Below are 21,727 nucleotides of genomic sequence, written 5' to 3' on the forward strand. Positions count from 1 at the left end.
GGCAAAGCCGCCGCATCTGACTTAAGTAAAATCTCATATCCATTTTGAAGGAGGTTTTCGCAGTTTGATGTATTTACGAGCTTTAGTGGTTTTCGCCTTATTGATTCCCTTTCACGTGCTATCCCTGAATTTCTCTTCAACCTTCCTCCGCCTTGACTGTCCGGAAAGAGGACTTGTCGAGGTTATTCTGCACGTTTACGACCATACGCAGGAACGGTGGCGCGGCCAGTTTGAAACTGGCGCAGGGCACAAGCGCGCGGGTGACACCGAAATGATCCCGTTTGCTAATGGCGATATTCTTTTTCATTCGGTGTCCAGCGACGCATTTAGCTATTTATATGATGGGGAAACGAAACTCAGGCACTGCGTAAAACTTGACGAGCGGCCGGTTTATCCATCGTTTTGAAGGCTGCAAAAACAAACTGGCCACCTGGTGGCCAGTTTGAGGGGGGATTAGAAGCGATAACCTGCAGAGAACATAAACACCCACGGATCGAGGCGAGTATTGATACTTTGCTGCTCACCGCCCGCTTTAAAGCGTACGTCTGTATCAATGTCCATGTACCAGACTGAGGCGTTGATCAGCCAGTCGCGGTTAATCAGATAATCCAGACCGACCTGCCCCGCCATACCCCATGAATCTTTAAGGCTGAGGTCCGTCAGACCGGCCGCTTTACCGGTATCGTTAAACTTCTCATCAAAGAAGGTGGTGTAGTTTACACCGGCGCCAATATACGGACGCACCTTGCTGCTGGCATCGCCAAAGTACCATTGCGCCATCAGCGTTGGCGGTAAATGGTGAACGGTGGCGATATCACCGGTCGGGCCGAGACCCACGCGATGGCGGAACGGCGTTGCCGCCAGAAGCTCGACACCAATGTTATCCGTCGCCATATAAGTAAACGTTAAGCCTAACTGGGTGTTATTACTGACGTTAAAACCGCCCATACCCAGCACGTTATCAGAGCCCTCTGTTGGGCGAACCGTGGCCGAACCGGCACGAATAAAGAATTCACCTGCTTCGTGCGCATACGCGCCGCCAGAGAGACTGCTTAATACAAGGGCTGCCACCGCTAATTTTTTCATATCCGCTCCATCGTTGTGGTTTTAATAGCGGGTGAGAATATACTCACAAAAGAGTAATAAGTGATCTGCCACAGATCACATTAAAACCAGTAAGTTAACATTCATTGATCTGGGTTAATTTTTTGTGGCACTTTGAAAAACATTAAGTTGTTTCCATGTCAATTTTTGGCATTTCACAGTTACAAAATTTTCTCTTTTCCCCCTCTTGCTCTTCCTCAGGCGGCTGGCTAATTTATCGCTCTCACAAATTGATTTGATGCGTTCTTTTTTGCAGGTGTGCCATGAGTGAAGTTAACCCGTGCATGACGTGCGGAGCCTGTTGTGCGTATTTTCGAGTCTCTTTCTACTGGGCCGAGGCCATCGATGGCGGCGGTACCGTTCCGGTTCATCTCACTGAGCCGTTAACCCCTTTTCTGCGCTGTATGCGCGGCACGAACCAAAAACAGGCTCGCTGCGTCGCGCTTCAGGGTGAACCCGGGGTCTCAACCCGGTGTTCCATCTATGAGGATCGCCCCAGCCCCTGCCGGGAATTTGCTATGTCAGGGGAAGACGGGCAGGTCAACGACGCCTGTAATCGCGCCCGCGCACGGGTCGGATTACCGCCGCTTTACAAAGATATGCTTTTCCATACAAGCCTTGATGCTGCCACAGCAGGTGCATCCGGTGTACAATTGCCGGCTAATTAACACCTGCAATACTCAAGGAGAGTGCATGTCTATCACGGCGAAGTCTGTCTACCGTGACACGGGAAACTTTTTCCGCAATCAGTTCATAACTTTTTTACTGATCGCGTTGCTTTGCGCCTTTATCACTGTGGTGCTGGGCCATGCCTTCTCACCGAGTGATGAACAGATTGCCAGCCTGAGCCAGGGTGACAATCTGGCAGGAAGCGTCGGGTTGTTTGAACTGGTGCAAAACATGACGCCAGAGCAGCAGCAAATCCTGCTGCGGGCTTCAGCCGCATCGACGTTCTCTGGTCTCATTGGTAATGCGATTCTGGCGGGCGGCGTTCTCCTGATGATTCAGCTGGTGTCAGCGGGCCATCGGGTCAGTGCCTTACGGGCGATTGGTGCCAGTGCCCCCGTTTTGCCGAAGCTGTTTATCCTGATCTTCTTAACCACCCTGCTGGTTCAGATGGGGATTATGCTGGTCGTGGTGCCGGGCGTGTTGCTGGCTATCGTGCTCTCTTTTGCCCCGATCATAATCGTGCAGGACAAAATGGGTATTTTTACCGCAATGCGCAGCAGTATCAGGCTCGCATGGGCGAATATGCGTCTGGTAGCCCCTGCCGTGATCGGCTGGCTGCTGGCGAAAACGCTTCTGCTCCTGTTTGCGCCGAATTTTGCGGTTTTAACGCCTAATGTTGGCGCGGTAGTCGCGAATACGCTGAGCAACCTGATTTCAGCGGTACTGCTGGTCTATCTGTTCCGCCTGTATATGTTAATTCGTCAGTAATCCTGATGCCGGGAGCATGACCCGCTTCCCGGCTCAACAGAGAAGATGGAATCACAGAATGAAGCAGTTTCTTGATTTTTTACCGCTCGTGGTCTTTTTCGCGTTTTATAAGCTGTATGACATCTATGCTGCGACCACTGCGCTGATTATCGCGACCGCGGTTGTGCTGATCTACAGCTGGGTACGTTACCGTAAAGTCGAAAAAATGGCGCTGGTCACGTTCGTGCTGGTCGCTGTTTTCGGCGGGCTGACCCTGTTCTTCCACAATGATGAATTCATCAAGTGGAAAGTCACGGTGATATACGCGCTGTTTGCAGGCGCATTGTTAATCAGCCAGTGGGTTATGAAAAAACCGCTTATCCAGCGCATGCTGGGTAAAGAGCTGACGCTGCCGCAGCAGGTCTGGTCCCGACTGAATATTGCCTGGGCGGTGTTCTTTATTCTTTGCGGTCTTGCCAATATCTACATTGCCTTCTGGTTGCCGCAAAATATTTGGGTCAACTTTAAGGTCTTCGGCCTGACCGCCCTGACGCTGATTTTCACCCTGCTCAGCGGCGTTTACATCTATCGCCATATGCCGCAGGACGATAAGCACTAACTGCTGGTTGACCAGAACGTGTTCGACAGGCGTTCTGGTCTATTCTCTCCGCTGTGAAATCATAGTAGCATCCCGCCTGAAGTCTTCCGTTACGAGTTAAAACAATGACAACAACTAACGCCCCTCAGGGCGAACTGGTTTTACGCACACTGGCAATGCCCGCTGACACTAATGCCAATGGCGATATTTTTGGCGGCTGGCTGATGTCGCAAATGGATATGGGCGGCGCAATTCTGGCAAAAGAGATAGCTCACGGACGCGTGGTAACAGTGAGGGTCGATGGGATGACCTTCCTGCGCCCGGTGGCGGTAGGTGACGTGGTGTGCTGTTACGCGCGCTGCGTCAAACGCGGCAATACCTCCATCTCTATCAACATTGAAGTCTGGGTGAAGAAGGTCTCTTCAGAACCGATTGGACAGCGCTATAAAGCTACTGAAGCACTGTTTATTTATGTGGCAGTGGATAGCGAGGGTAAACCTCGTCAGCTTCCGCAGGCCTGATTATCTGACAAAAAAGCCTCCATCCGGAGGCTTTTTTTATTCCATCTGCGCCCCGCCGTTCAGGCGGAAGACAATGTTCACGATCAGTCCGCTACCCGGTTTACCGGCTTCGTAGCGCCATCTGCGCATCGCCGATTTCACTTCGCGTTCAAACATATTAGAAGGCTGAGCGGACAAGATTTGCACGTTATCAACGCGGCCATCTGCGGTAACGTCAAATTTCACCCGCACGCGGCCTTCAATACGTAAAGCCTGCGCTCGCGCCGGATACTGAGGCTGGTTTCGGCTCAGTGCTCGCGGGCCCGCTGGCGCGGCAACCGTTGGTTTTGGCGCCGGTGCGGAGTTGTTCATTACCGGACGTGAAGGTGCGGCATTCTCAACCGTCTGGGTCGCGCGTGGCTCAACCGGACGTTCTTCGCGTTTCGGACGCTCCTCGACCTTCTTCACCGGCTTTGGCTTCGGCTTAGGTTTGGGCTTCGGTTCAGGTTTATGGATCACCACCGGGGCTTCCTTCGGTGGCGCCGGAACAGGCTCGGGCTCTGGCTCCGGTTCAGCAACCGGCTGTGGCGGTGGCGGTGGCGGTGCGACCTGCGGCGGCTCGAGATCCGCAGGCGATACCATGGTCACCGAAATCGGCTGCGCGGGTGCGGGCATTTCAATAACCTGATGAACCGAGGTATAGAGCAAACCCGCCACGACAGCACCGTGAATCACGACGGAGAGCAGCGTCGGCCAGGGAAAGCGGCGAGGTAAATCAAGGGTCATCGAAGTCATAGTCATCAACGTTAAAAAATCGAACCCTGATTTTAAATGCAAATAGCAATCATATTCAATAAGACACTTTGTTCTGGCGCAATTTAAGCGTCAATGTGGCCAAAAAAGGGGCATTCAGATCAGGGTATTAACATTGTTTTTATCTTTACATTGCAGTCAGTTGCCCTTTCACATAACGTAACTGACACTTTAAAACGCTTAAGGAGCTTCACCGTGCTTTACGTGATTTACTCTGAAGATGTCGCTGATTCACTTGAGAAACGCCAGTCTGTCCGCCCTGCTCACCTGGCACGCTTACAGCTGCTACAGGATGAAGGTCGTTTGGTGACCGCTGGCCCAATGCCTGCTGTCGACAGCAACGACCCGGGTGCAGCCGGTTTTTCTGGCTCCACGGTTATTGCAGAGTTTGAATCTCTGGAAGCGGCGCAGGCCTGGGCTGACGCAGACCCGTACGTTGCGGCGGGCGTGTATGCGAAGGTGACGGTGCGACCGTATAAGAAAGTGTTCTGATATAACTAAGGCTCCCTCAGGAGCCTTTCTTCACATCAATGCAGTGACGCTAACCGCGCCGCAAACCCGACAAACAGCAGCCCTATCAGCCCGTTCCCCAGCTTTGCCAGTTTCTTTTTGGTTTTCAGATAACGCGTGACAAACGCACCGGAGAAGATCAGGAAGCTCATGTACATAAAGCTAATCAACTCAAGCGTGGTGGCGAGGATCAGGAAAGAGGTCCCGGTATTTTGTGCATTCACGTCAATAAACTGCACAAAGAACGAAACGTAGAACAGAATCGCTTTTGGATTCGTCAGGCTCAGTACCAGGGCGCGTTTCATGATCATACTGGCAGGTTCAGTTCCGCTCTCATGAGCGTGATTCTGACGGTTAATCACCGACCAGAGCATTTTGCCGCCCAGCCAGAGTAAATAGAAAGCACCCAGATAGCGTACGATATTAAACAGTACAGGCGTGGTCTGGATTAAAGCCGCGACACCTGCCCAGGCGAGAAACATCAGAACCGCATCGCCGATAAACACACCTGTGGCGGCAAGATATCCTTTTTTAACGCCGTGACCGATCCCGGTCTTCAGCACAAACAGGGTATTCGGGCCCGGCACCAGCACAATAAAAAATGCGCCAACAACATACGTCCAGAAATTCAGTACGCCAAACTCCGCAAACACCTCTCCCTCCTTTTGCTAAACATCATCGGAATATCGCAGCAATAACGATATTCTCTAAATAAGACACTATAAAATCAGCGGGCACCTTGCGGTGCCCTCAGGGTTTTCAGATATCCTGGACGGCGAACAGCAACGCGTTGCGGTGCCTGTTCAATCCACATTTTCTGATGGCGTGGATACGCATATTGCGGCGGGATTGTGCTTCCAGCCAACGAGCCTTGCGACGACTCACCTGTCGCAACATGCGCCAGCGCCCTACTTCTGTTCTACTGCGCTTCATGTCTACAACTCTTTCTCAAACAGAGCCGCCATTATAAACCCAACCCGGCAGCAAACCAGCGCTTTTACCTGGCGTTTTTATTTGCCAGATGAATCCTGATGCGTACACTCATAACAATACGCTTTCAAAAGGATTTTTTAACCATGACAACCTTCTACACCGTGGTGAGTTGGCTGGTCATTTTGGGATACTGGCTGTTAATCGCGGGTGTGACATTACGCATCCTGATGAAGCGCAGAGCCGTACCCTCTGCCATGGCCTGGCTTCTGATCATTTACATCCTCCCGCTGGTGGGAATTATTGCCTATCTCTCTTTCGGTGAGCTTCATCTGGGTAAACGCCGGGCCGAGCGGGCGCGTGCCATGTGGCCTTCCACCGCGAAGTGGCTTAACGATCTTAAAGCCTGCAAACATATCTTTGCCGAGGAGAACAGCAGCGTCGCCTCCTCGCTGTTTAAGCTCTGCGAACGGCGTCAGGGGATTGGCGGCGTTAAGGGGAACCAGCTCCAGCTTCTGACCTCCTCCGATGACGTGATGCAGGCGTTGATCCGCGATATCCAGCTTGCTCGCCATAACATTGAGATGGTGTTCTATATCTGGCAGCCCGGCGGCATGGCCGACCAGGTCGCTGAATCCCTGATGGCGGCCGCGCGTCGGGGGATCCACTGCCGTCTGATGCTGGACTCCGCAGGCAGCGTGGCGTTTTTCCGCAGCCCCTGGGCAGGCATGATGCGTAATGCCGGTATCGAAGTGGTTGAGGCGCTGAAGGTAAATCTCCTGCGCGTCTTTCTGCGCCGGATGGACCTACGCCAGCACCGTAAAATGATCATGATTGATAATTATATTGCCTACACCGGCAGTATGAACATGGTTGACCCGCGCTTCTTTAAACAGGACTCCGGCGTCGGGCAATGGGTGGATCTGATGGCACGAATGGAGGGGCCGATTGCCACCTCGATGGGTATCGTTTACTCCTGCGACTGGGAGATAGAGACCGGCAAGCGTATTCTGCCCCCACCGCCAGATGGCAACATCATGCCGTTTGAAGAGGCCAGCGGTCATACTATTCATACCATTGCCTCCGGGCCGGGATTCCCGGAGGACTTAATTCATCAGGCGCTGCTGACGGCTACCTACTCAGCGCGTGAATATTTGATCATGACGACGCCCTACTTCGTCCCCAGCGATGACCTGCTGCACGCGATCTGTACCGCAGCGCAGCGCGGTGTCGATGTGAGTATCATTTTGCCCCGCAAAAATGACTCGCTTCTGGTGGGCTGGGCCAGCCGCGCCTTCTTTAGCGAACTGCTGGCCGCCGGGGTGAAAATATACCAGTTTGAAGGCGGGCTGCTGCACACCAAGAGCGTGCTTGTCGACGGTGAGTTAAGCCTGGTGGGCACGGTAAACCTCGATATGCGCAGCCTGTGGCTGAACTTTGAAATCACCCTGGTGATTGATGACGCCGGATTTGGCGGTGACCTGGCGGCGGTGCAGGATGATTATATCTCCCGCTCGCGGCTGCTGGATGCCAGGCTGTGGGTAAAACGACCGCTGTGGCAGAGAATAGCTGAACGACTGTTTTACTTCTTTAGTCCGTTGCTGTAAAACGTGCCCAACGATGTTAAACAGGTAGTCATCATGGAAATGGATCTGAACAATCGCCTGACCGAAGACGAAACGCTCGAGCAGGCCTATGACATTTTTCTCGAACTGGCGGTTGATAACCTCGATCCCGCGGACGTGATCCTCTTTAATCTGCAGTTCGAAGAGCGCGGCGGTGCCGAATTGTTCGACCCTGCAGAAGACTGGGCTGAACATGTGGATTTCGACCTGAATCCTGACTTCTTTGCCGAAGTGGTGATTGGGCTGGCTGACGAAGATGGTGGGGAAATTAACGACATTTTCGCTCGCGTCCTGCTCTGCCGGGAGAAAGACCACAAGCTGTGCCACATTCTCTGGCGCGAATAATAAAAAAGGCTGCGATGGCAGCCTTTTTTATTTACTTCGGTAACTCGCTCCCACATCGGTTGCAAAACCGCGCGCTCTGCTCATGCTCACCCTGATGACAGCGCGGACATTTACGCTGCGCTTTATGGCTTTGAAATGCACTGCTCATGTGCGTGGTAATTAACCCCGTCGGGATAGCAATCACCGAATACCCAATCAGAATGAGCACGGATGCCACTATGCGCCCCAGCGGCGTATGGGGTGTGATATCATCGTACCCCACGGTCGTCACGGTCACGATGGCCCAGTAGACGGAGGCGTTGAGCGTTGTGAAGCCGTATTTGGGCCCTTCTATCAAATACATCAGCGCGCCGAAAACAATCATCACAATGGCAATAAATGAGTAAAACAGAATAAGCTGATGTCGTGCGCTAACGATGGCACTCCAGAATACGCGCAGCGACGGCATAAAACGCAGCAATTTAAGAATTCGCAATACGCGAATCACGCGCATGGCGCGCCAGGCGAAAACATAGTTGAGACTGATTTCTGGCCATAGCCACATGACATAGAGCGGCAGGATAGTCGCTAAATCGATAAAACCCCAGAAGCTGAATACGTACTTTGCCGGATTGGGCCAGCAAACGACCCGCAGAATATACTCAGCGGTAAAGACCAGGGTGATCGCCAGTTCAAGCCAGACAAAGGCATGCCATTCATCAAAAGTCAGGTGATATTGTGTCCCGACACCGGATTCAATAAAGATGACAATGACGCTAAGTAACGCAAACAGCGCGCAGAGTCCCTCAAAACGGCGTCCCGATACCGTTTCTGGATCGAATAAAAGATGATAGAGCCGTCGACGGGCTGAAGTGAATAAACGCGACACGGTAACCTCGCAATAAATAAGGGCTGACATCATGTCAGCCCTTGCGATTATAACGGGTCTACTTTCAGGCAGGAAACCGCATGTCGGAAACTGCCTTCCAGAACCGGTCGTGTTTTCGCACATTCCGGCCCGGCCATCGGGCAGCGCGTACGGAAAACGCAACCTGACGGCGGGTTAATTGGTGAAGGCAATTCTCCTTCCAGAAGCTGGATCGTTTTATTTTTCTCCAGATCGGGATCGGGGATGGGTACCGCAGACATCAGTGCTTTGGTGTAAGGGTGCAGCGGATTGTGGTACACCTCATCATACGTGCCCAGCTCCACGGCATGACCCAGATACATCACCAGTACACGGTCAGAAATGTGTTTTACGACGGCCAGATCGTGCGCAATGAAGATCAGCGACAGCCCCATCTCGCGCTGCAGCTTCTGCAGCAGGTTAACCACCTGCGCCTGAATGGAAACGTCCAGCGCGGAAACCGGTTCATCACAGATAATCAGCTTCGGCTCAAGGATCAGCGCACGCGCAATACCAATTCGCTGACACTGACCGCCGGAGAATTCGTGCGGATAACGGTTAATGAGGTTAGGCAACAGCCCCACTTTCAGCATCATCGCCTTTACGCGGTCACGGACTTCCTGACGCGGCATCTTAGGATGATAGGTGCGCAGCGGCTCGGCAATAATCTCTCCGATGGTCATACGCGGGTTAAGTGATGCCAGCGGATCCTGGAAAATCATCTGGATGTCGCTTCGCACGTCGCGCCACTCGTCGGGCTTCATCCCCAGAAGGTCTTTACCCAGCCACGCCACTTTTCCGTCGGTAGCTTTGACCAGGCCTATTATGGCACGTGCGAAAGTGGATTTCCCACAGCCGGACTCGCCCACGACCCCCAGGGTCTCCCCCTCGTACAGACGCAGGGTGACGCCATCCACCGCTTTCAGGGTTTTCGGCGGCTGCCAGAACCACTGTTTACCGTCCTTAATGTCGAAATGCACCTTAAGGTCAGCGATTTCGAGCAGCACATTGCGTTTTTCATCTAATGCGTTCATACCAGTTCCTCCTGCGGCTTAAAGCAGGCGCGCAGACGGCCTGGTGCAAATGCTTCCAGCGGCGGCGCGCTGTTGCAGATTTCCATCGCATGCGGACAGCGCGGCTGGAACGGACAGCCTTTTGGCAGACGCAGCAGGTTTGGCGGGTTGCCCGGAATGGTGAGCAGGGATTCCCCTTCCGCATCAAGCCGCGGCACCGCGTTCAGCAGGCCAATGGAGTATGGATGGGCAGGCTGATAGAACACGTCCCGCGCTTTGCCGTATTCCATCGTACGACCGGCATACATCACCAGCACTTTGTCACAGATACCGGCAACAACACCCAGATCGTGGGTAATCATGATAATCGCCGTGTTGAACTCACGCTTAAGCTCGTTCAGCAGGGTCATGATTTGCGCCTGAACGGTAACGTCCAGTGCGGTAGTCGGTTCATCGGCAATCAGCAGTTTTGGCCGGCACAGCAGCGCCATAGCAATCATCACGCGCTGACGCATACCGCCGGAGAATTCATGCGGAAACATGCGCATGCGCTTACGCGCTTCCGGCATTTTTACCGCATCCAGCATTTTGACGGATTCCTCAAACGCTTCCGCTTTCCCCAGACCTTTATGCAGCATCAGGACTTCCATCAGCTGCTCACCGACGCACATATAAGGGTTCAGCGAGGTCATTGGGTCCTGGAAAATCATCGAGATCTGCTCGGCACGCAGCTTGTTCAGCTCGTGCTCCGGCAGGTTGAGGATTTCGCGACCATTGAATTTTGCGGAACCACCAATCACACCGTTAGATGCCAGCAGGCCCATCAACGCAAAGGCGGTCTGGGATTTTCCGGAGCCGGATTCACCGACAATCCCCAGCGTTTCACCCGCGCTCAGGTTGAAGTTGAGATCGTTGACGGCGGTAACATCCCCGTCAGGGGTTTTAAAGGTCACACGGAGGTCTTTTACGTCCAGCAGAAGATTGCTCTGCTGTTGCGCCTGTGGCGCAGTGGCCGTTTCAATAATTGTCATGACGGCGCTCCTTAACGGTCTTTCGGGTCGAGGGCATCACGCAGGCCATCGCCGATAAAGTTGAAACAAAACAGTGTGACCACCAGGAAACCCGCCGGGTAGAGCAACAGCCACGGTGACACTTCCATCGAGTTTGCACCATCGCTCAACAGCGCGCCCCAGCTGCTCAGTGGTTCCTGCGTACCCAGCCCCAGGAAGCTGAGGAAGGATTCAAACAGGATCATGCTTGGCACCAGCAGTGAGGCATAGACCACAACCACCCCCAGCACGTTAGGAACAATATGGCGAACCACGATATTTCGGGTAGATACGCCACCAACCTGCGCGGCTTCAATAAATTCTTTACGTTTCAGGCTCAACGTCTGGCCGCGCACGATACGCGCCATATCCAGCCAGGAAACCATCCCGATGGCCACGAAAATCAACAGAATGTTCTGGCCGAAGAAGGTCACCAGTAGAATGACGAAGAACATAAACGGGAAGGAGTTCAGGATTTCCAGCAAACGCATCATCACTGAGTCCACTTTTCCGCCAAGGTAGCCGGAAAGTGAGCCGTAGAGCGTGCCCAGAATTACCGCCACCAGCGCGGCGGCGATACCGACCATCAACGAGATACGCCCCCCAATCGCGACGCGCACCAGCAGATCACGGCCGGATGAGTCGGTCCCGAAATAGTGACCGGATTCCATATCCGGCGCGCTGGACATCATGCCCCAGTCCGTATCGAAATAGGTAAATTGCGACAGCATCGGTGCCAGGGTCACAAACAGCGCAATGATCACCAGAACCACCAGACTGGCGACGGCGGCACGGTTGTGCATAAAGCGGCGGCGTGCATCCTGCCAGAGACTACGACCTTCCACTTCCAGTTTTTCACTGAAGTTTTCCAGCGCCTCGCTGTTTTTCTTACTCAACATCATGGCGTGCTCCAGTTAGTAACGGATTTTCGGGTCGATGACGGCATACAGCACATCAACGATCGCGTTAAAGAGAATGGTGAGCGCACCAACGAGGATCGTCAGGCTCAGTACCAGCGAATAGTCGCGGTTGAGCGCGCCGTTAACGAACAGCTGACCAATGCCCGGCAGGCCGTAGATGGTTTCGATAACCATCGAGCCCGTGATGATCCCAACGAATGCAGGCCCCATATAGGAGAGCACCGGCAGCAGCGCCGGTTTAAGCGCGTGGCGGAAGATAATCCGGCGCATCGGCAGCCCTTTCGCGCGCGCGGTGCGGATGAAGTTCGAATGCAGCACTTCGATCATAGAACCACGGGTGATACGCGCGATACTGGCGATATAGGCCAGAGATAATGCCACCATTGGCAAAATCATGAACTTCAGAGCCCCGCCGTTCCAGCCGCCGCCAGGCAGCCACTTCAGCGTAATGGCAAATATCATCACCAGTAATGGCGCGACAACGAAGCTGGGTATCACTACCCCGGTCATTGCCACCCCCATTACGGCATAATCCCATTTGGTATTTTGTCTGAGCGCGGCGATAACGCCTGCGGTGACCCCGAGAACGACGGCCAGAATGAATGCCGCAGCACCCAGTTTTGCCGAAACCGGGAAGCTGGAGGCCACCAGGTCGTTTACGGAATAGTCTTTATATTTAAATGACGGTCCAAAATCACCGTGCGCCAGCTGCTTCAAATAATTGAAGTATTGGGTAGTGATGGGATCGTTTAAGTGATACTTCGCCTCGATATTCGCCATAACTTCCGGCGGCAGCGTACGTTCACCGGTAAATGGACTTCCCGGTGCGAGACGCATCATAAAGAAGGAAATCGTAATTAGAATAAATAACGTTGGTATCGCTTCTAGACAGCGACGCAGGATAAATTTCAACATTGCCCGTACCTTCTGGCGTGTGCCTGATGAATGTTACAAAGTAGACACAGTGGGGCAAGCCAGGCTCACCCCACGTATTGCCATTAATGCTTGATAATATAAAGATTCTTAACGGAAATATTATCCAACGGGTCTTTACCGGTATAACCCCCTACCCACGGTTTCACCAGACGGGCGTTAACGTAGTAGTAAACCGGTACGATTGCAGAGTCTTTATCGAGCTGCTCTTCAGATTTCGCGTACAATTCTGCGCGTTGCGCATCGTCAGACACTTTCAGCGTATCAGCGATGATCTTGTCGAACGCCGGGCTCTTATAGTGCGCAGTGTTGTTTGAACTGTCGCTGAGCATCGTGTTCAGGAAGGAGGTCGGTTCGTTATAGTCCGCACACCAGCCTGCACGCGCCACGTCGAAGGTCCCCTGATGACGCGTATCGAGGAAGGTTTTCCACTCCTGGTTTTCCAGCTTAACGTTGACGCCCAGGTTTTTCTTCCAGATAGACGCGACGGCGATAGCCAGTTTTTTATGCAGATCTGACGTGTTGTAAAGCAGGTTAAACGTTAATGGCTTATCGGCAGTGTAGCCCGCTTCAGCCAGCAGCTTTTTCGCTTCTTCGTTACGTTTTTCCTGTGACCACTTGAACCATTCAGGCTCAACCAGTTTCATTCCATCGGTATAAGGAGGGGTGTAGCTATACGCCGGGAGATCGCCCTGGTTTTTCACTTTGTTCACGATAATATCGCGATCAAGTGCCAGCTTCAGCGCAGTACGAACGCGTACGTCGGTGAACGGTGCTTTCTGGTTGTTGATTTCGTAGTAATAGGTGCACAGGTATGGGTCGACGTGAACTTCTTTCGGGATCTCTTTTTTCAGCTTCTGGAACAGTTCAATCGGCATGTTGTTATAGGTCATGTCGATTTCACCGCTGCGGTAGCGGTTAACATCTGTTACTTCAGAAGAGATTGGCAGGTAGGTGACCTGATTAATCACGGTCTTCGCGTTATCCCAGTATTGCGGGTTACGCTCCAGGACCATACGTTCGTTGACCACCCAGTCTTTCAGCTTATAGGCACCGTTGGTCACGATATTGGCAGGTTGCGTCCATTTTTCACCAAATTTTTCCACAGCGGATTTAGGTACCGGGGAAACGGATGGGTGAACCAGCAACTTATAGAAGTACGGAACAGGTTCGCTCAACGTCACTTCAAAGGTATTGGCATCGATCGCTTTCACGCCCAGGTCTGTGACCGGCTTTTTACCGGCGATGATGTCATCAATATTGGCGATGTGGCCATATTGCAGATAGCTCGCATACGGAGAGGCGGTATTTGGATTCGCCAGGCGCTGCCAGCTATACACGAAATCTTCGGCGGTAACCGGCGTACCGTCGGACCATTTGGCATCTTTACGCAGATGGAAGGTCCAGACTTTAAAATCTTTATTTTCCCACTTTTCTGCCACACCCGGTGCCGGGTGGCCGTCAACGTCAGTCACCAGCAGACCTTCGAACAGGTCACGGTTAACGTTTGACTCAGGAACACCTTCAATTTTGTGCGGGTCAAGAGACTGAACTTCCGCACCGTTGTTACGCACCAGCGTCTGTTTCTCCGCCAGTTGTACTCCTGCAGGAACGTCCGCAGCCATTGCAGCATTGCCCGCGATTAGCGCAGTTAAAATCCCCGCCGCTACCAGATTTTTTTTTGTGATGATGGACATTGTGTTGGTACTCCACTCATTATAATTACTGGCTTTCGCCAGCTGTCTATTCCCCTGTTGGGGCCTGTACAGCGCAGGAGTTTTTTTTGCTGCTGTCAGGTTCTTCTTTTACTGCTTGCTATCACCGACTTTTTTATTACTGACTGCTCGTATGGCCGTCTTGCGTCGATTCTTCACAGGCCTCCCCTGTTTGAGACCTGAGCTGGATATCTGAGAAGAGAGTTATATGAAAATAATTCTCATCTGATTGTTTTATGCTGCAAAATAATAGGCCGGAAAGTATCAAATGGCGTAAACGCGCGCCAATACATTTTGCAAATTTGTTAAGCAATTCTCTTTTATGAAGTACGTCATATCGTTGGGGGCAGCCCTGCCAGACATTGAAAACCGGTAAAAACATCGGTTATTCAATAAGGTAGAGAAAACTTCCTCTACTCGCGCGTCGCTGCGCTACTTTTGAGTGATTTTGTACAAAAATTTAACAACTGATCATTATTTAGCACATTCCTCTAAGGGAAAGTTGAAATTACTAATAACATTTCGGTTATCTCTCAGCAAGCCCCAGAGTATCGTGTGAGTAAAATAACAGAGCGTTCGAAGATTTTCTGTGCAGGCGGGATTGTGCGGAATTCATAACTCTTTGAAATAAAAGAGATGAACATTATTAGTAGAATTTATTATGATATGTGAGCATTTCAACTTTAGTTATATGATTTGCTGATAATCACGTAAAAAAACGGAGCCGTCGCTCCGTTCTTTCATTCGAAATATTAGTGTAACAAGCCGGGGAAAATGCTTTTAATACCGGTGACAATGAATTCGATCCCTAACGCCATCAACAACAACCCCATGATACGGGTGATGACGTTAATCCCCGTCTGCCCCAGCAAGCGAACCAGCCAGGGCGCCATACGAAATACCCCCCAGCAGCAGAGCGCGAAAACAGCAATGGCGACAGAAAAGCCAATCAGGTGCATGAGGCTATGGTAACGCGTACCCCAGACAATGGTTGAACTGATGGCACCGGGCCCTGCCATCAAGGGTAACGCCAGCGGAACCACGCCGATACTCTCGCGTATCGCGGTTTCTGACTTCTCCTGCTTGTTCTGTTTGTCCTCGCCCAGCTTACCGCTGATCATCGACATGGCGATGGTCACCACCAGGATCCCACCCGCAATGCGGAAGGAGTCGATGGAGATACCGAAGACCTGGAGAATGGCATCCCCCAGGAAAAGCGAGGTGAGCAAGATGATCGCCACAGACAGGTTAGCGGTGAGATTGGTTTTGTTCCGGGCCGCCGCCGTCTGGTAACTGGTCATACTAATAAAGACAGGAATGATACCCACCGGGTTAACCAGGGCAAACAAACCGATAAAAAATTTGAAATACGTTGGAAAATCAAAGAGCGTTTGGATCACGTTTTGCTCCGCCTTTGCACATGCCCGGGACTGACAACGTTGTCATGAAAAATCGCGCTGAAGATACGCTTTTTATTAGCATACTTCACCAGAAATCTGTGCCAAAACGTTAGCATTTCAGAATGTTAAACATATGTTGAATCATTGATGCCGCCACTTCCAATAGTTACTTAATTAATTAACAGTGGAAAAATATCCATGAAATAACCCTGCTGAAAGGTATCAGCTTGGGGAGAAATTGACGCAGATCATGATTTCCGTACTCAGAAGTGAGTAATCTTGATTACGCCCCCCAGGAAGGTCACCTGTCAAAAAGGGATGATGCTAAGGTAAGGCTCTTTTAGTAAATTAGTGTGCTGGAGCATAAAGTAACCCATTGTTTTACTTTATGTAACGCAAGTCGTATTGGCACTGTCTATACTGTCTGACGTATCGAGCGCTGGTTTACTAAAAGAGTTTAAACATTATCAGGAGAGCATTATGGCTGTTACTAATATCGCTGAACTGAACGCCCTCGTCGAGCGCGTTAAAAAAGCCCAGCGTGAATATGCCAATTTCACCCAAGAACAGGTTGATAAAATCTTCCGCGCTGCCGCTCTGGCTGCTGCAGATGCTCGAATCCCTCTCGCTAAAATGGCCGTTGCCGAATCTGGCATGGGTATCGTTGAAGATAAAGTGATCAAAAACCACTTTGCTTCAGAGTATATCTACAACGCCTATAAAGATGAGAAAACCTGTGGCGTGCTGTCTGAAGACGACACCTTCGGCACGATCACCATCGCTGAACCTATCGGTATTATCTGCGGTATTGTTCCAACGACTAACCCAACTTCAACGGCTATCTTCAAATCTCTGATCAGCCTGAAGACGCGTAACGCAATTATCTTCTCTCCACATCCACGTGCAAAAGATGCGACCAACAAGGCAGCAGATATCGTTCTGCAGGCTGCGATTGCCGCAGGCGCACCAAAAGATCTGATTGGCTGGATCGACCAACCTTCCGTTGAGCTGTCCAACGCACTGATGCACCATCCTGACATTAACCTGATCCTGGCGACCGGTGGTCCAGGCATGGTTAAAGCTGCATACAGCTCCGGTAAACCTGCCATCGGTGTGGGCGCGGGTAACACCCCTGTTGTTATCGACGAAACTGCTGATATCAAACGTGCCGTTGCTTCCGTACTGATGTCTAAAACCTTCGATAACGGCGTTATCTGTGCATCTGAACAGTCTGTTGTTGTGGTTGATTCCGTATACGACGCAGTACGCGAGCGTTTCGCCAGCCACGGCGGCTACCTGCTGCAGGGTAAAGAGCTGAAAGCGGTTCAGGACATCATTCTGAAAAATGGCGCGCTGAACGCCGCTATCGTAGGTCAACCCGCCTATAAAATTGCTGAACTCGCAGGCTTTACCGTTCCGGCAACCACCAAGATCCTGATCGGTGAAGTAAAAGTTGTCGACGAAAGCGAGCCGTTCGCTCACGAAAAACTGTCTCCTACGCTTGCTATGTACCGTGCGAAAGATTTCGAAGACGCGGTAGAGAAAGCCGAGAAACTGGTTGCCATGGGCGGTATCGGTCACACCTCTTGCCTGTACACCGACCAGGATAACCAGCCTGAGCGTGTTGCTCATTTCGGTCAGATGATGAAAACTGCCCGTATCCTGATTAACACCCCTGCTTCTCAGGGTGGTATCGGTGACCTGTACAACTTCAAACTCGCACCTTCCCTGACTCTGGGTTGTGGTTCCTGGGGTGGTAACTCCATCTCTGAAAACGTTGGTCCGAAACACCTGATCAACAAGAAAACCGTTGCTAAGCGAGCTGAAAACATGTTGTGGCACAAACTTCCGAAATCTATCTACTTCCGCCGTGGCTCTCTGCCAATCGCGCTGGATGAAGTGATTACTGATGGCCACAAGCGTGCGCTCATCGTGACTGACCGTTTCCTGTTCAACAACGGCTACGCTGACCAGATCACCTCTGTTCTGAAAGCGTCTGGCGTTGAAACTGAAGTGTTCTTTGAAGTTGAAGCTGACCCAACACTGAGCGTGGTGCGTAAAGGTGCTGAACTGGCGAACTCCTTCAAACCAGATGTGATTATCGCTCTGGGTGGTGGTTCCCCAATGGATGCCGCGAAAATTATGTGGGTTATGTACGAACATCCAGAAACCCACTTCGAAGAACTGGCGCTGCGCTTTATGGACATCCGTAAACGTATCTACAAGTTCCCGAAAATGGGCGTGAAAGCGAAAATGATCGCCGTCACCACCACTTCCGGTACGGGTTCAGAAGTTACGCCATTTGCAGTAGTAACTGACGATGCAACCGGTCAGAAATACCCACTGGCTGACTACGCCCTGACCCCAGATATGGCTATCGTTGATGCCAACCTGGTTATGGAAATGCCGAAATCACTGTGTGCCTTCGGTGGTCTGGATGCCGTGACTCACGCTCTGGAAGCTTACGTTTCTGTTCTGGCATCTGAGTTCTCTGACGGTCAGGCTCTGCAGGCACTGAAACTGCTGAAAGAAAACCTGCCAGCGTCTTACAACGAAGGTTCTAAGAACCCTGTAGCGCGCGAACGTGTCCACAGTGCAGCCACTATCGCCGGTATCGCGTTTGCGAACGCCTTCCTGGGTGTTTGCCACTCTATGGCGCACAAACTGGGTTCACAGTTCCACATTCCTCACGGTCTGGCGAACGCCCTGTTGATCAGCAACGTTATCCGTTATAACGCCAACGACAACCCAACCAAGCAGACGGCTTTCAGCCAGTACGACCGTCCGCAAGCGCGCCGTCGTTATGCTGAAATCGCTGACCACCTTGGTCTGAGCGCACCGGGCGACCGCACTGCTGCGAAGATTGAGAAACTGCTGGCATGGCTGGAAAGCCTGAAAGCTGAACTGGGTATTCCTAAATCTATCCGTGAAGCAGGCGTTCAGGAAGCTGACTTCCTCGCTCACGTAGACAAGCTGTCTGAAGATGCATTCGATGACCAGTGTACTGGTGCTAACCCGCGCTACCCACTGATCTCCGAGCTGAAACAGATTCTGCTGGATACCTACTACGGTCGTGAGTTCAAAGAAGGTGACGTTGCTGCTGTGAAAACAGAAGCACCTGTCATTAAAGCTGACAAGAAAGCGAAGAAAAGCGCTTAACTGACAGCCTGATGAAAAAACCCGCCTTCCAGGCGGGTTTTTTTATGTCTGAATACCAAAGAGGTTATTTTCTGTTGTCGTGCTGAATCGCCGTCAGAGAGCCGACTGACAGCGCTTCTTTATAATGCTTACGACAGACCGAGACATAGCGTTCATTGCCGCCTATCACCACCTGCTCCCCATCTGCATAAGGTTTTCCGGCCTGATCGAGTCGAAGCACCATGCTGGCTTTACGTCCGCAGAAGCAGATAGTTTTCAGTTCCACGAGCTTATCTGACCAGGCGAGCAGATACTGGCTTCCGGCAAACAGCTCCCCGCGAAAGTCCGTACGCAGTCCGTAGCACAGAACGGGAATATCCAGCTCATCCACCACTTCGGAGAGCGCATGAACCTGTTCACGCGTCAGGAACTGGCTCTCATCAACCAGAACGCAATGAATAGGCTCTGACGCATGCGCAGCGCGGATGTCATTCAGCAGGTCAGATTGCGGGTTAAACAATCTGGCTGGCGAAGACAGGCCTATTCTTGAACTCACCTTTCCGGCACCGAAGCGGTCGTCGATTTCAGCGGTATAAACAACGGTACGCATCCCTCGTTCCTGGTAATTGTATGAGGATTGCAGCAGTGCGGTAGATTTGCCGGCATTCATTGCCGAATAGTAGAAATAAAGCTGTGCCATTGGCCGTAAAACCCTAATCAATGTGTAATATTACCGATGATTCATTGTACCATATTTTGTCTGGTCTTCCGCGACAGGCCGCACAGAAGATGCCTTGCTGAAAGGTGTAAAACAGCTACTTCTGGCGAAAATAATCCGTTAAAACAGAGAGTAAAGATAAGCTCATTTGTGAATATGTTATAGGGTGAGCCAAACATAACACTTCTTTTTATAGTGGCATCAGCGTTCATTAAAATTCACTATTTATTAACTATTCCTGCCTTAACACCCCAGCCTGGAACTAATACAAAAGGCTGATATTTATCCGCCGAAACTATAATTCCTGCGGTAAATGTCACAAAAAAAAGATGCAATCGGCGGGGTTAAGCAGGTTAACGTGATAACAAGCGACACACAGTCGAAGAGGAAATTTAAGTTAGCGTAATTAATAATAGCGGCTTTATTTAGTATTTTTTGAATTCCTTACATTCCTGGCTATTGCACAACTGAATTTATGGCTCTATTATTAGGACAACAAACCACCCCCCATTATAAGTTTGAGATTACTACAATGAGCGAAGCACTTAAAATTCTGAACAACATCCGTACTCTTCGTGCGCAGGCAAGAGAATGTACCCTTGAAACGCTCGAAGAAATGCTGGAAAAATTAGAAGTTGTAGTTAATGAACGTCGCGAAGAAGAAAGCGCTGCTGCTGCTGAAATCGAAGAGCGTACTCGTAAACTGCAGCAATATCGTGAAATGCTGATTGCTGATGGTATCGATCCAAATGAATTGCTGAACAGCATGGCTGCAGCTAAAACCGGTACCAAAGCAAAACGCGCTGCGCGTCCTGCTAAATATAGCTACGTTGATGAGAACGGCGAAACTAAAACCTGGACTGGCCAGGGCCGCACTCCTGCTGTAATCAAGAAAGCTATGGATGAGCAAGGTAAACAGCTGGATGACTTCCTGATCAAGGATTAATCACGCCGAATTCAGAAAAATCCCGCTTCTGGCGGGATTTTTTTTGGCCGCAATTTATTGCAAACATCCTCTTACACAACGTCATAAAGCGTTATTCATCGATATAGCTATGCTTACAATCAGGCACCCCGGAGCGTTTTATGGGCATAAAAAAACCGGTGAGCAACGCCACACCGGTTTCAGACATTTACACTGGGGAGTTATTTCTTAATACCCATACTCTCTTTGAGCCAGGCTTTAAATTCTTCACCCAGTGAATTGTGGCGAATGCCATATTCAACGAAAGCCTGCATATAACCGAGCTTATTACCGCAGTCATGGCTCTTACCTTTCATATGGTAAGCCTCAACGGTCTCTTTCTCGATCAGCATATCGATAGCATCGGTCAGCTGGATTTCATCCCCTGCGCCTGGAGGCGTTTTCGCCAGCAGAGGCCAGATTTCAGCACTCAGGACATAGCGACCCACAACCGCCAGATTAGAAGGCGCTACGTCGGCTTTAGGCTTCTCTACAACGCCAACCATGGGTACGCTTTCGCCTGGTTCAAGGTTAACGCCTTTGCAGTCAACCACGCCGTAAGCCGTCACGTCATCAACAGGCTCAACCATGATCTGGCTGCTACCCGTTTCATCGAAACGCTTGATCATCTCTGCCAGGTTGTCCTGGGAAAGATCGGATTCGTATTCATCCAGAATAACGTCAGGCAGAATAACCGCTACCGGCTCATCACCGACAACCGGGTGTGCACACATCACCGCGTGACCCAGGCCTTTAGCCAGCCCCTGACGCACCTGCATAATAGTGACGTGCGGAGGGCAAATAGACTGAACTTCTTCTAACAGCTGACGCTTAACACGTTTTTCCAGCATGGCTTCGAGTTCAAAACTTGTATCGAAGTGGTTTTCGATAGAGTTTTTTGATGAATGCGTAACCAGCACAATTTCAGTGATGCCGGCAGCGATACACTCATTGACGACATACTGAATTAATGGCTTATCAACCAGAGGCAACATCTCTTTAGGAATCGCCTTAGTTGCTGGTAACATCCTGGTCCCCAATCCCGCTACCGGGATGACGGCCTTTCTGACTTTCGAATTTAGGGCAGCCATTCAAATTCTCCTGAGCTGTTCAAGTTTTGAACTTTTATGCAATAAATAACGCGTTGAGT

The 21,727-nt window shown here is 51.1% G+C and carries 23 protein-coding genes; 9 read left to right on the top strand and 14 right to left on the bottom strand.

Features of this window, described 5'->3' with window-relative positions:
• Nucleotides 1-136: 136 nt before the first annotated feature.
• Both ABFI50_RS21370 and ompW read right to left on the bottom strand, forming a co-directional pair.
• On the bottom strand, nt 137-307 hold the full coding sequence (locus tag ABFI50_RS21370) for a hypothetical protein (RefSeq protein ID WP_165766462.1): 171 nt from the start codon (nt 305-307) through the stop codon (nt 137-139).
• A 146-nt stretch (nt 308-453) separates the two neighbouring features.
• On the bottom strand, nt 454-1,086 hold the full coding sequence (gene ompW / locus ABFI50_RS21375) for an outer membrane protein OmpW (protein ID WP_045269025.1): 633 nt from the start codon (nt 1,084-1,086) through the stop codon (nt 454-456).
• A 281-nt stretch (nt 1,087-1,367) separates the two neighbouring features.
• Between ompW and ABFI50_RS21380 the strand changes: the two genes are divergently transcribed.
• The 4 genes from ABFI50_RS21380 (at nt 1,368) to yciA (ending at nt 3,639) form a co-directional block, all read left to right on the top strand.
• Nucleotides 1,368-1,772 carry a YkgJ family cysteine cluster protein gene (locus ABFI50_RS21380; RefSeq protein ID WP_032636276.1) on the top strand — a complete coding sequence of 135 codons (405 nt, stop codon included), beginning with the start codon at nt 1,368-1,370 and terminating at the stop codon, nt 1,770-1,772.
• Nucleotides 1,773-1,797: 25 nt separating this feature from the next.
• Nucleotides 1,798-2,541 (top strand): YciC family protein, encoded by a 744-nt coding sequence (locus tag ABFI50_RS21385; protein WP_045269024.1) that lies wholly within the window; start codon nt 1,798-1,800, stop codon nt 2,539-2,541.
• A 58-nt stretch (nt 2,542-2,599) separates the two neighbouring features.
• Entirely contained in the window at nt 2,600-3,139 is a 540-nt protein-coding gene (locus tag ABFI50_RS21390; RefSeq protein ID WP_014884118.1) for a septation protein A, read from the top strand.
• 104 nt (nt 3,140-3,243) lie between these two features.
• Nucleotides 3,244-3,639, top strand: coding sequence for an acyl-CoA thioester hydrolase YciA (gene yciA, locus ABFI50_RS21395; protein ID WP_008502796.1), 396 nt, complete (start codon nt 3,244-3,246; stop codon nt 3,637-3,639).
• Nucleotides 3,640-3,675: 36 nt separating this feature from the next.
• Here the strand turns inward: yciA and tonB are convergent, their stop codons facing one another.
• Nucleotides 3,676-4,404, bottom strand: coding sequence for a TonB system transport protein TonB (gene tonB / locus ABFI50_RS21400; protein WP_014884119.1), 729 nt, complete (start codon nt 4,402-4,404; stop codon nt 3,676-3,678).
• Nucleotides 4,405-4,626: 222 nt separating this feature from the next.
• Here tonB and ABFI50_RS21405 point away from each other — a divergent pair, with 222 nt between their 5' ends.
• Nucleotides 4,627-4,923 (top strand): YciI family protein, encoded by a 297-nt coding sequence (locus tag ABFI50_RS21405; RefSeq protein WP_045281228.1) that lies wholly within the window; start codon nt 4,627-4,629, stop codon nt 4,921-4,923.
• A 35-nt stretch (nt 4,924-4,958) separates the two neighbouring features.
• Here ABFI50_RS21405 and leuE read toward each other — a convergent pair whose 3' ends face one another.
• Together leuE and ABFI50_RS21415 are read right to left on the bottom strand one after the other, a co-directional pair.
• Nucleotides 4,959-5,594, bottom strand: a complete 636-nt coding sequence (gene leuE / locus ABFI50_RS21410) for a leucine efflux protein LeuE (RefSeq protein ID WP_014884157.1) — start codon at nt 5,592-5,594, stop codon at nt 4,959-4,961.
• 106 nt (nt 5,595-5,700) lie between these two features.
• Nucleotides 5,701-5,874 carry a YciY family protein gene (locus ABFI50_RS21415; RefSeq protein ID WP_017384232.1) on the bottom strand — a complete coding sequence of 58 codons (174 nt, stop codon included), beginning with the start codon at nt 5,872-5,874 and terminating at the stop codon, nt 5,701-5,703.
• A 143-nt stretch (nt 5,875-6,017) separates the two neighbouring features.
• Here ABFI50_RS21415 and cls point away from each other — a divergent pair, with 143 nt between their 5' ends.
• On the top strand, nt 6,018-7,478 hold the full coding sequence (gene cls, locus ABFI50_RS21420; protein WP_008502791.1) for a cardiolipin synthase: 1,461 nt from the start codon (nt 6,018-6,020) through the stop codon (nt 7,476-7,478).
• Between the two features lie 33 nt (nt 7,479-7,511).
• Complete coding sequence (locus ABFI50_RS21425) at nt 7,512-7,841, top strand: HI1450 family dsDNA-mimic protein (RefSeq protein WP_003856748.1); 330 nt, start codon at nt 7,512-7,514, stop codon at nt 7,839-7,841.
• Nucleotides 7,842-7,872: 31 nt separating this feature from the next.
• On the opposite strand, the gene ABFI50_RS21430 is transcribed toward ABFI50_RS21425, so the two are convergent.
• From ABFI50_RS21430 to ABFI50_RS21460, 7 genes are all read right to left on the bottom strand, one after another.
• Nucleotides 7,873-8,709: an ion transporter gene (locus ABFI50_RS21430; RefSeq protein ID WP_347485049.1), complete on the bottom strand. Its 837-nt coding sequence runs from the start codon at nt 8,707-8,709 to the stop codon at nt 7,873-7,875.
• A gap of 47 nt (nt 8,710-8,756) precedes the next feature.
• Complete coding sequence (oppF, locus tag ABFI50_RS21435; protein ID WP_014884159.1) at nt 8,757-9,761, bottom strand: murein tripeptide/oligopeptide ABC transporter ATP-binding protein OppF; 1,005 nt, start codon at nt 9,759-9,761, stop codon at nt 8,757-8,759.
• Nucleotides 9,758-10,771 carry an ABC transporter ATP-binding protein gene (locus ABFI50_RS21440; protein ID WP_347485051.1) on the bottom strand — a complete coding sequence of 338 codons (1,014 nt, stop codon included), beginning with the start codon at nt 10,769-10,771 and terminating at the stop codon, nt 9,758-9,760. The genes oppF and ABFI50_RS21440 overlap by 4 nt, the downstream gene beginning before the upstream one ends.
• 11 nt (nt 10,772-10,782) lie before the next feature.
• Nucleotides 10,783-11,691 carry an oligopeptide ABC transporter permease OppC gene (gene oppC, locus ABFI50_RS21445; RefSeq protein ID WP_014884161.1) on the bottom strand — a complete coding sequence of 303 codons (909 nt, stop codon included), beginning with the start codon at nt 11,689-11,691 and terminating at the stop codon, nt 10,783-10,785.
• A 12-nt stretch (nt 11,692-11,703) separates the two neighbouring features.
• Complete coding sequence (gene oppB, locus ABFI50_RS21450; RefSeq protein WP_014884162.1) at nt 11,704-12,624, bottom strand: oligopeptide ABC transporter permease OppB; 921 nt, start codon at nt 12,622-12,624, stop codon at nt 11,704-11,706.
• Nucleotides 12,625-12,707: 83 nt separating this feature from the next.
• On the bottom strand, nt 12,708-14,339 hold the full coding sequence (gene oppA, locus ABFI50_RS21455) for an oligopeptide ABC transporter substrate-binding protein OppA (protein WP_023330572.1): 1,632 nt from the start codon (nt 14,337-14,339) through the stop codon (nt 12,708-12,710).
• Nucleotides 14,340-15,109: 770 nt separating this feature from the next.
• The gene (locus ABFI50_RS21460) at nt 15,110-15,757 is read right to left on the bottom strand and encodes a YchE family NAAT transporter (protein WP_014884164.1); all 648 of its coding nucleotides are present in this window, start codon (nt 15,755-15,757) and stop codon (nt 15,110-15,112) included.
• Between the two features lie 480 nt (nt 15,758-16,237).
• Here ABFI50_RS21460 and adhE point away from each other — a divergent pair, with 480 nt between their 5' ends.
• Nucleotides 16,238-18,916 (top strand): bifunctional acetaldehyde-CoA/alcohol dehydrogenase, encoded by a 2,679-nt coding sequence (gene adhE / locus ABFI50_RS21465; protein ID WP_023330573.1) that lies wholly within the window; start codon nt 16,238-16,240, stop codon nt 18,914-18,916.
• 64 nt (nt 18,917-18,980) lie between these two features.
• Here adhE and tdk read toward each other — a convergent pair whose 3' ends face one another.
• Nucleotides 18,981-19,595: a thymidine kinase gene (gene tdk / locus ABFI50_RS21470; RefSeq protein WP_045135478.1), complete on the bottom strand. Its 615-nt coding sequence runs from the start codon at nt 19,593-19,595 to the stop codon at nt 18,981-18,983.
• Nucleotides 19,596-20,145: 550 nt separating this feature from the next.
• Between tdk and hns the strand changes: the two genes are divergently transcribed.
• Nucleotides 20,146-20,559 (top strand): histone-like nucleoid-structuring protein H-NS, encoded by a 414-nt coding sequence (hns, locus tag ABFI50_RS21475; protein ID WP_008502781.1) that lies wholly within the window; start codon nt 20,146-20,148, stop codon nt 20,557-20,559.
• A 200-nt stretch (nt 20,560-20,759) separates the two neighbouring features.
• Here hns and galU read toward each other — a convergent pair whose 3' ends face one another.
• Nucleotides 20,760-21,668, bottom strand: coding sequence for a UTP--glucose-1-phosphate uridylyltransferase GalU (gene galU / locus ABFI50_RS21480; protein WP_045135479.1), 909 nt, complete (start codon nt 21,666-21,668; stop codon nt 20,760-20,762).
• Between the last annotated feature and the right edge of the window lie 59 nt (nt 21,669-21,727).

Origin of the sequence: Enterobacter sp. HNDS-6, from assembly GCF_039850505.1 — a bacterium.
GTDB classification, from domain to species: Bacteria; Pseudomonadota; Gammaproteobacteria; order Enterobacterales; family Enterobacteriaceae; genus Enterobacter; species Enterobacter kobei.

Coding starts and splice junctions, on each gene's coding strand:
- ABFI50_RS21370 (WP_165766462.1), bottom strand. CDS start 307: ATGAAAAAGAATATCGCCATTAGCAAACGGGATCATTTCGGTGTCACC.
- ompW (WP_045269025.1), bottom strand. CDS start 1,086: ATGAAAAAATTAGCGGTGGCAGCCCTTGTATTAAGCAGTCTCTCTGGC.
- ABFI50_RS21380 (WP_032636276.1), top strand. CDS start 1,368: ATGAGTGAAGTTAACCCGTGCATGACGTGCGGAGCCTGTTGTGCGTAT.
- ABFI50_RS21385 (WP_045269024.1), top strand. CDS start 1,798: ATGTCTATCACGGCGAAGTCTGTCTACCGTGACACGGGAAACTTTTTC.
- ABFI50_RS21390 (WP_014884118.1), top strand. CDS start 2,600: ATGAAGCAGTTTCTTGATTTTTTACCGCTCGTGGTCTTTTTCGCGTTT.
- yciA (WP_008502796.1), top strand. CDS start 3,244: ATGACAACAACTAACGCCCCTCAGGGCGAACTGGTTTTACGCACACTG.
- tonB (WP_014884119.1), bottom strand. CDS start 4,404: ATGACCCTTGATTTACCTCGCCGCTTTCCCTGGCCGACGCTGCTCTCC.
- ABFI50_RS21415 (WP_017384232.1), bottom strand. CDS start 5,874: ATGAAGCGCAGTAGAACAGAAGTAGGGCGCTGGCGCATGTTGCGACAG.
- cls (WP_008502791.1), top strand. CDS start 6,018: ATGACAACCTTCTACACCGTGGTGAGTTGGCTGGTCATTTTGGGATAC.
- ABFI50_RS21425 (WP_003856748.1), top strand. CDS start 7,512: ATGGAAATGGATCTGAACAATCGCCTGACCGAAGACGAAACGCTCGAG.
- oppF (WP_014884159.1), bottom strand. CDS start 9,761: ATGAACGCATTAGATGAAAAACGCAATGTGCTGCTCGAAATCGCTGAC.
- ABFI50_RS21440 (WP_347485051.1), bottom strand. CDS start 10,771: ATGACAATTATTGAAACGGCCACTGCGCCACAGGCGCAACAGCAGAGC.
- oppC (WP_014884161.1), bottom strand. CDS start 11,691: ATGATGTTGAGTAAGAAAAACAGCGAGGCGCTGGAAAACTTCAGTGAA.
- oppB (WP_014884162.1), bottom strand. CDS start 12,624: ATGTTGAAATTTATCCTGCGTCGCTGTCTAGAAGCGATACCAACGTTA.
- oppA (WP_023330572.1), bottom strand. CDS start 14,339: ATGTCCATCATCACAAAAAAAAATCTGGTAGCGGCGGGGATTTTAACT.
- adhE (WP_023330573.1), top strand. CDS start 16,238: ATGGCTGTTACTAATATCGCTGAACTGAACGCCCTCGTCGAGCGCGTT.
- tdk (WP_045135478.1), bottom strand. CDS start 19,595: ATGGCACAGCTTTATTTCTACTATTCGGCAATGAATGCCGGCAAATCT.
- hns (WP_008502781.1), top strand. CDS start 20,146: ATGAGCGAAGCACTTAAAATTCTGAACAACATCCGTACTCTTCGTGCG.
- galU (WP_045135479.1), bottom strand. CDS start 21,668: ATGGCTGCCCTAAATTCGAAAGTCAGAAAGGCCGTCATCCCGGTAGCG.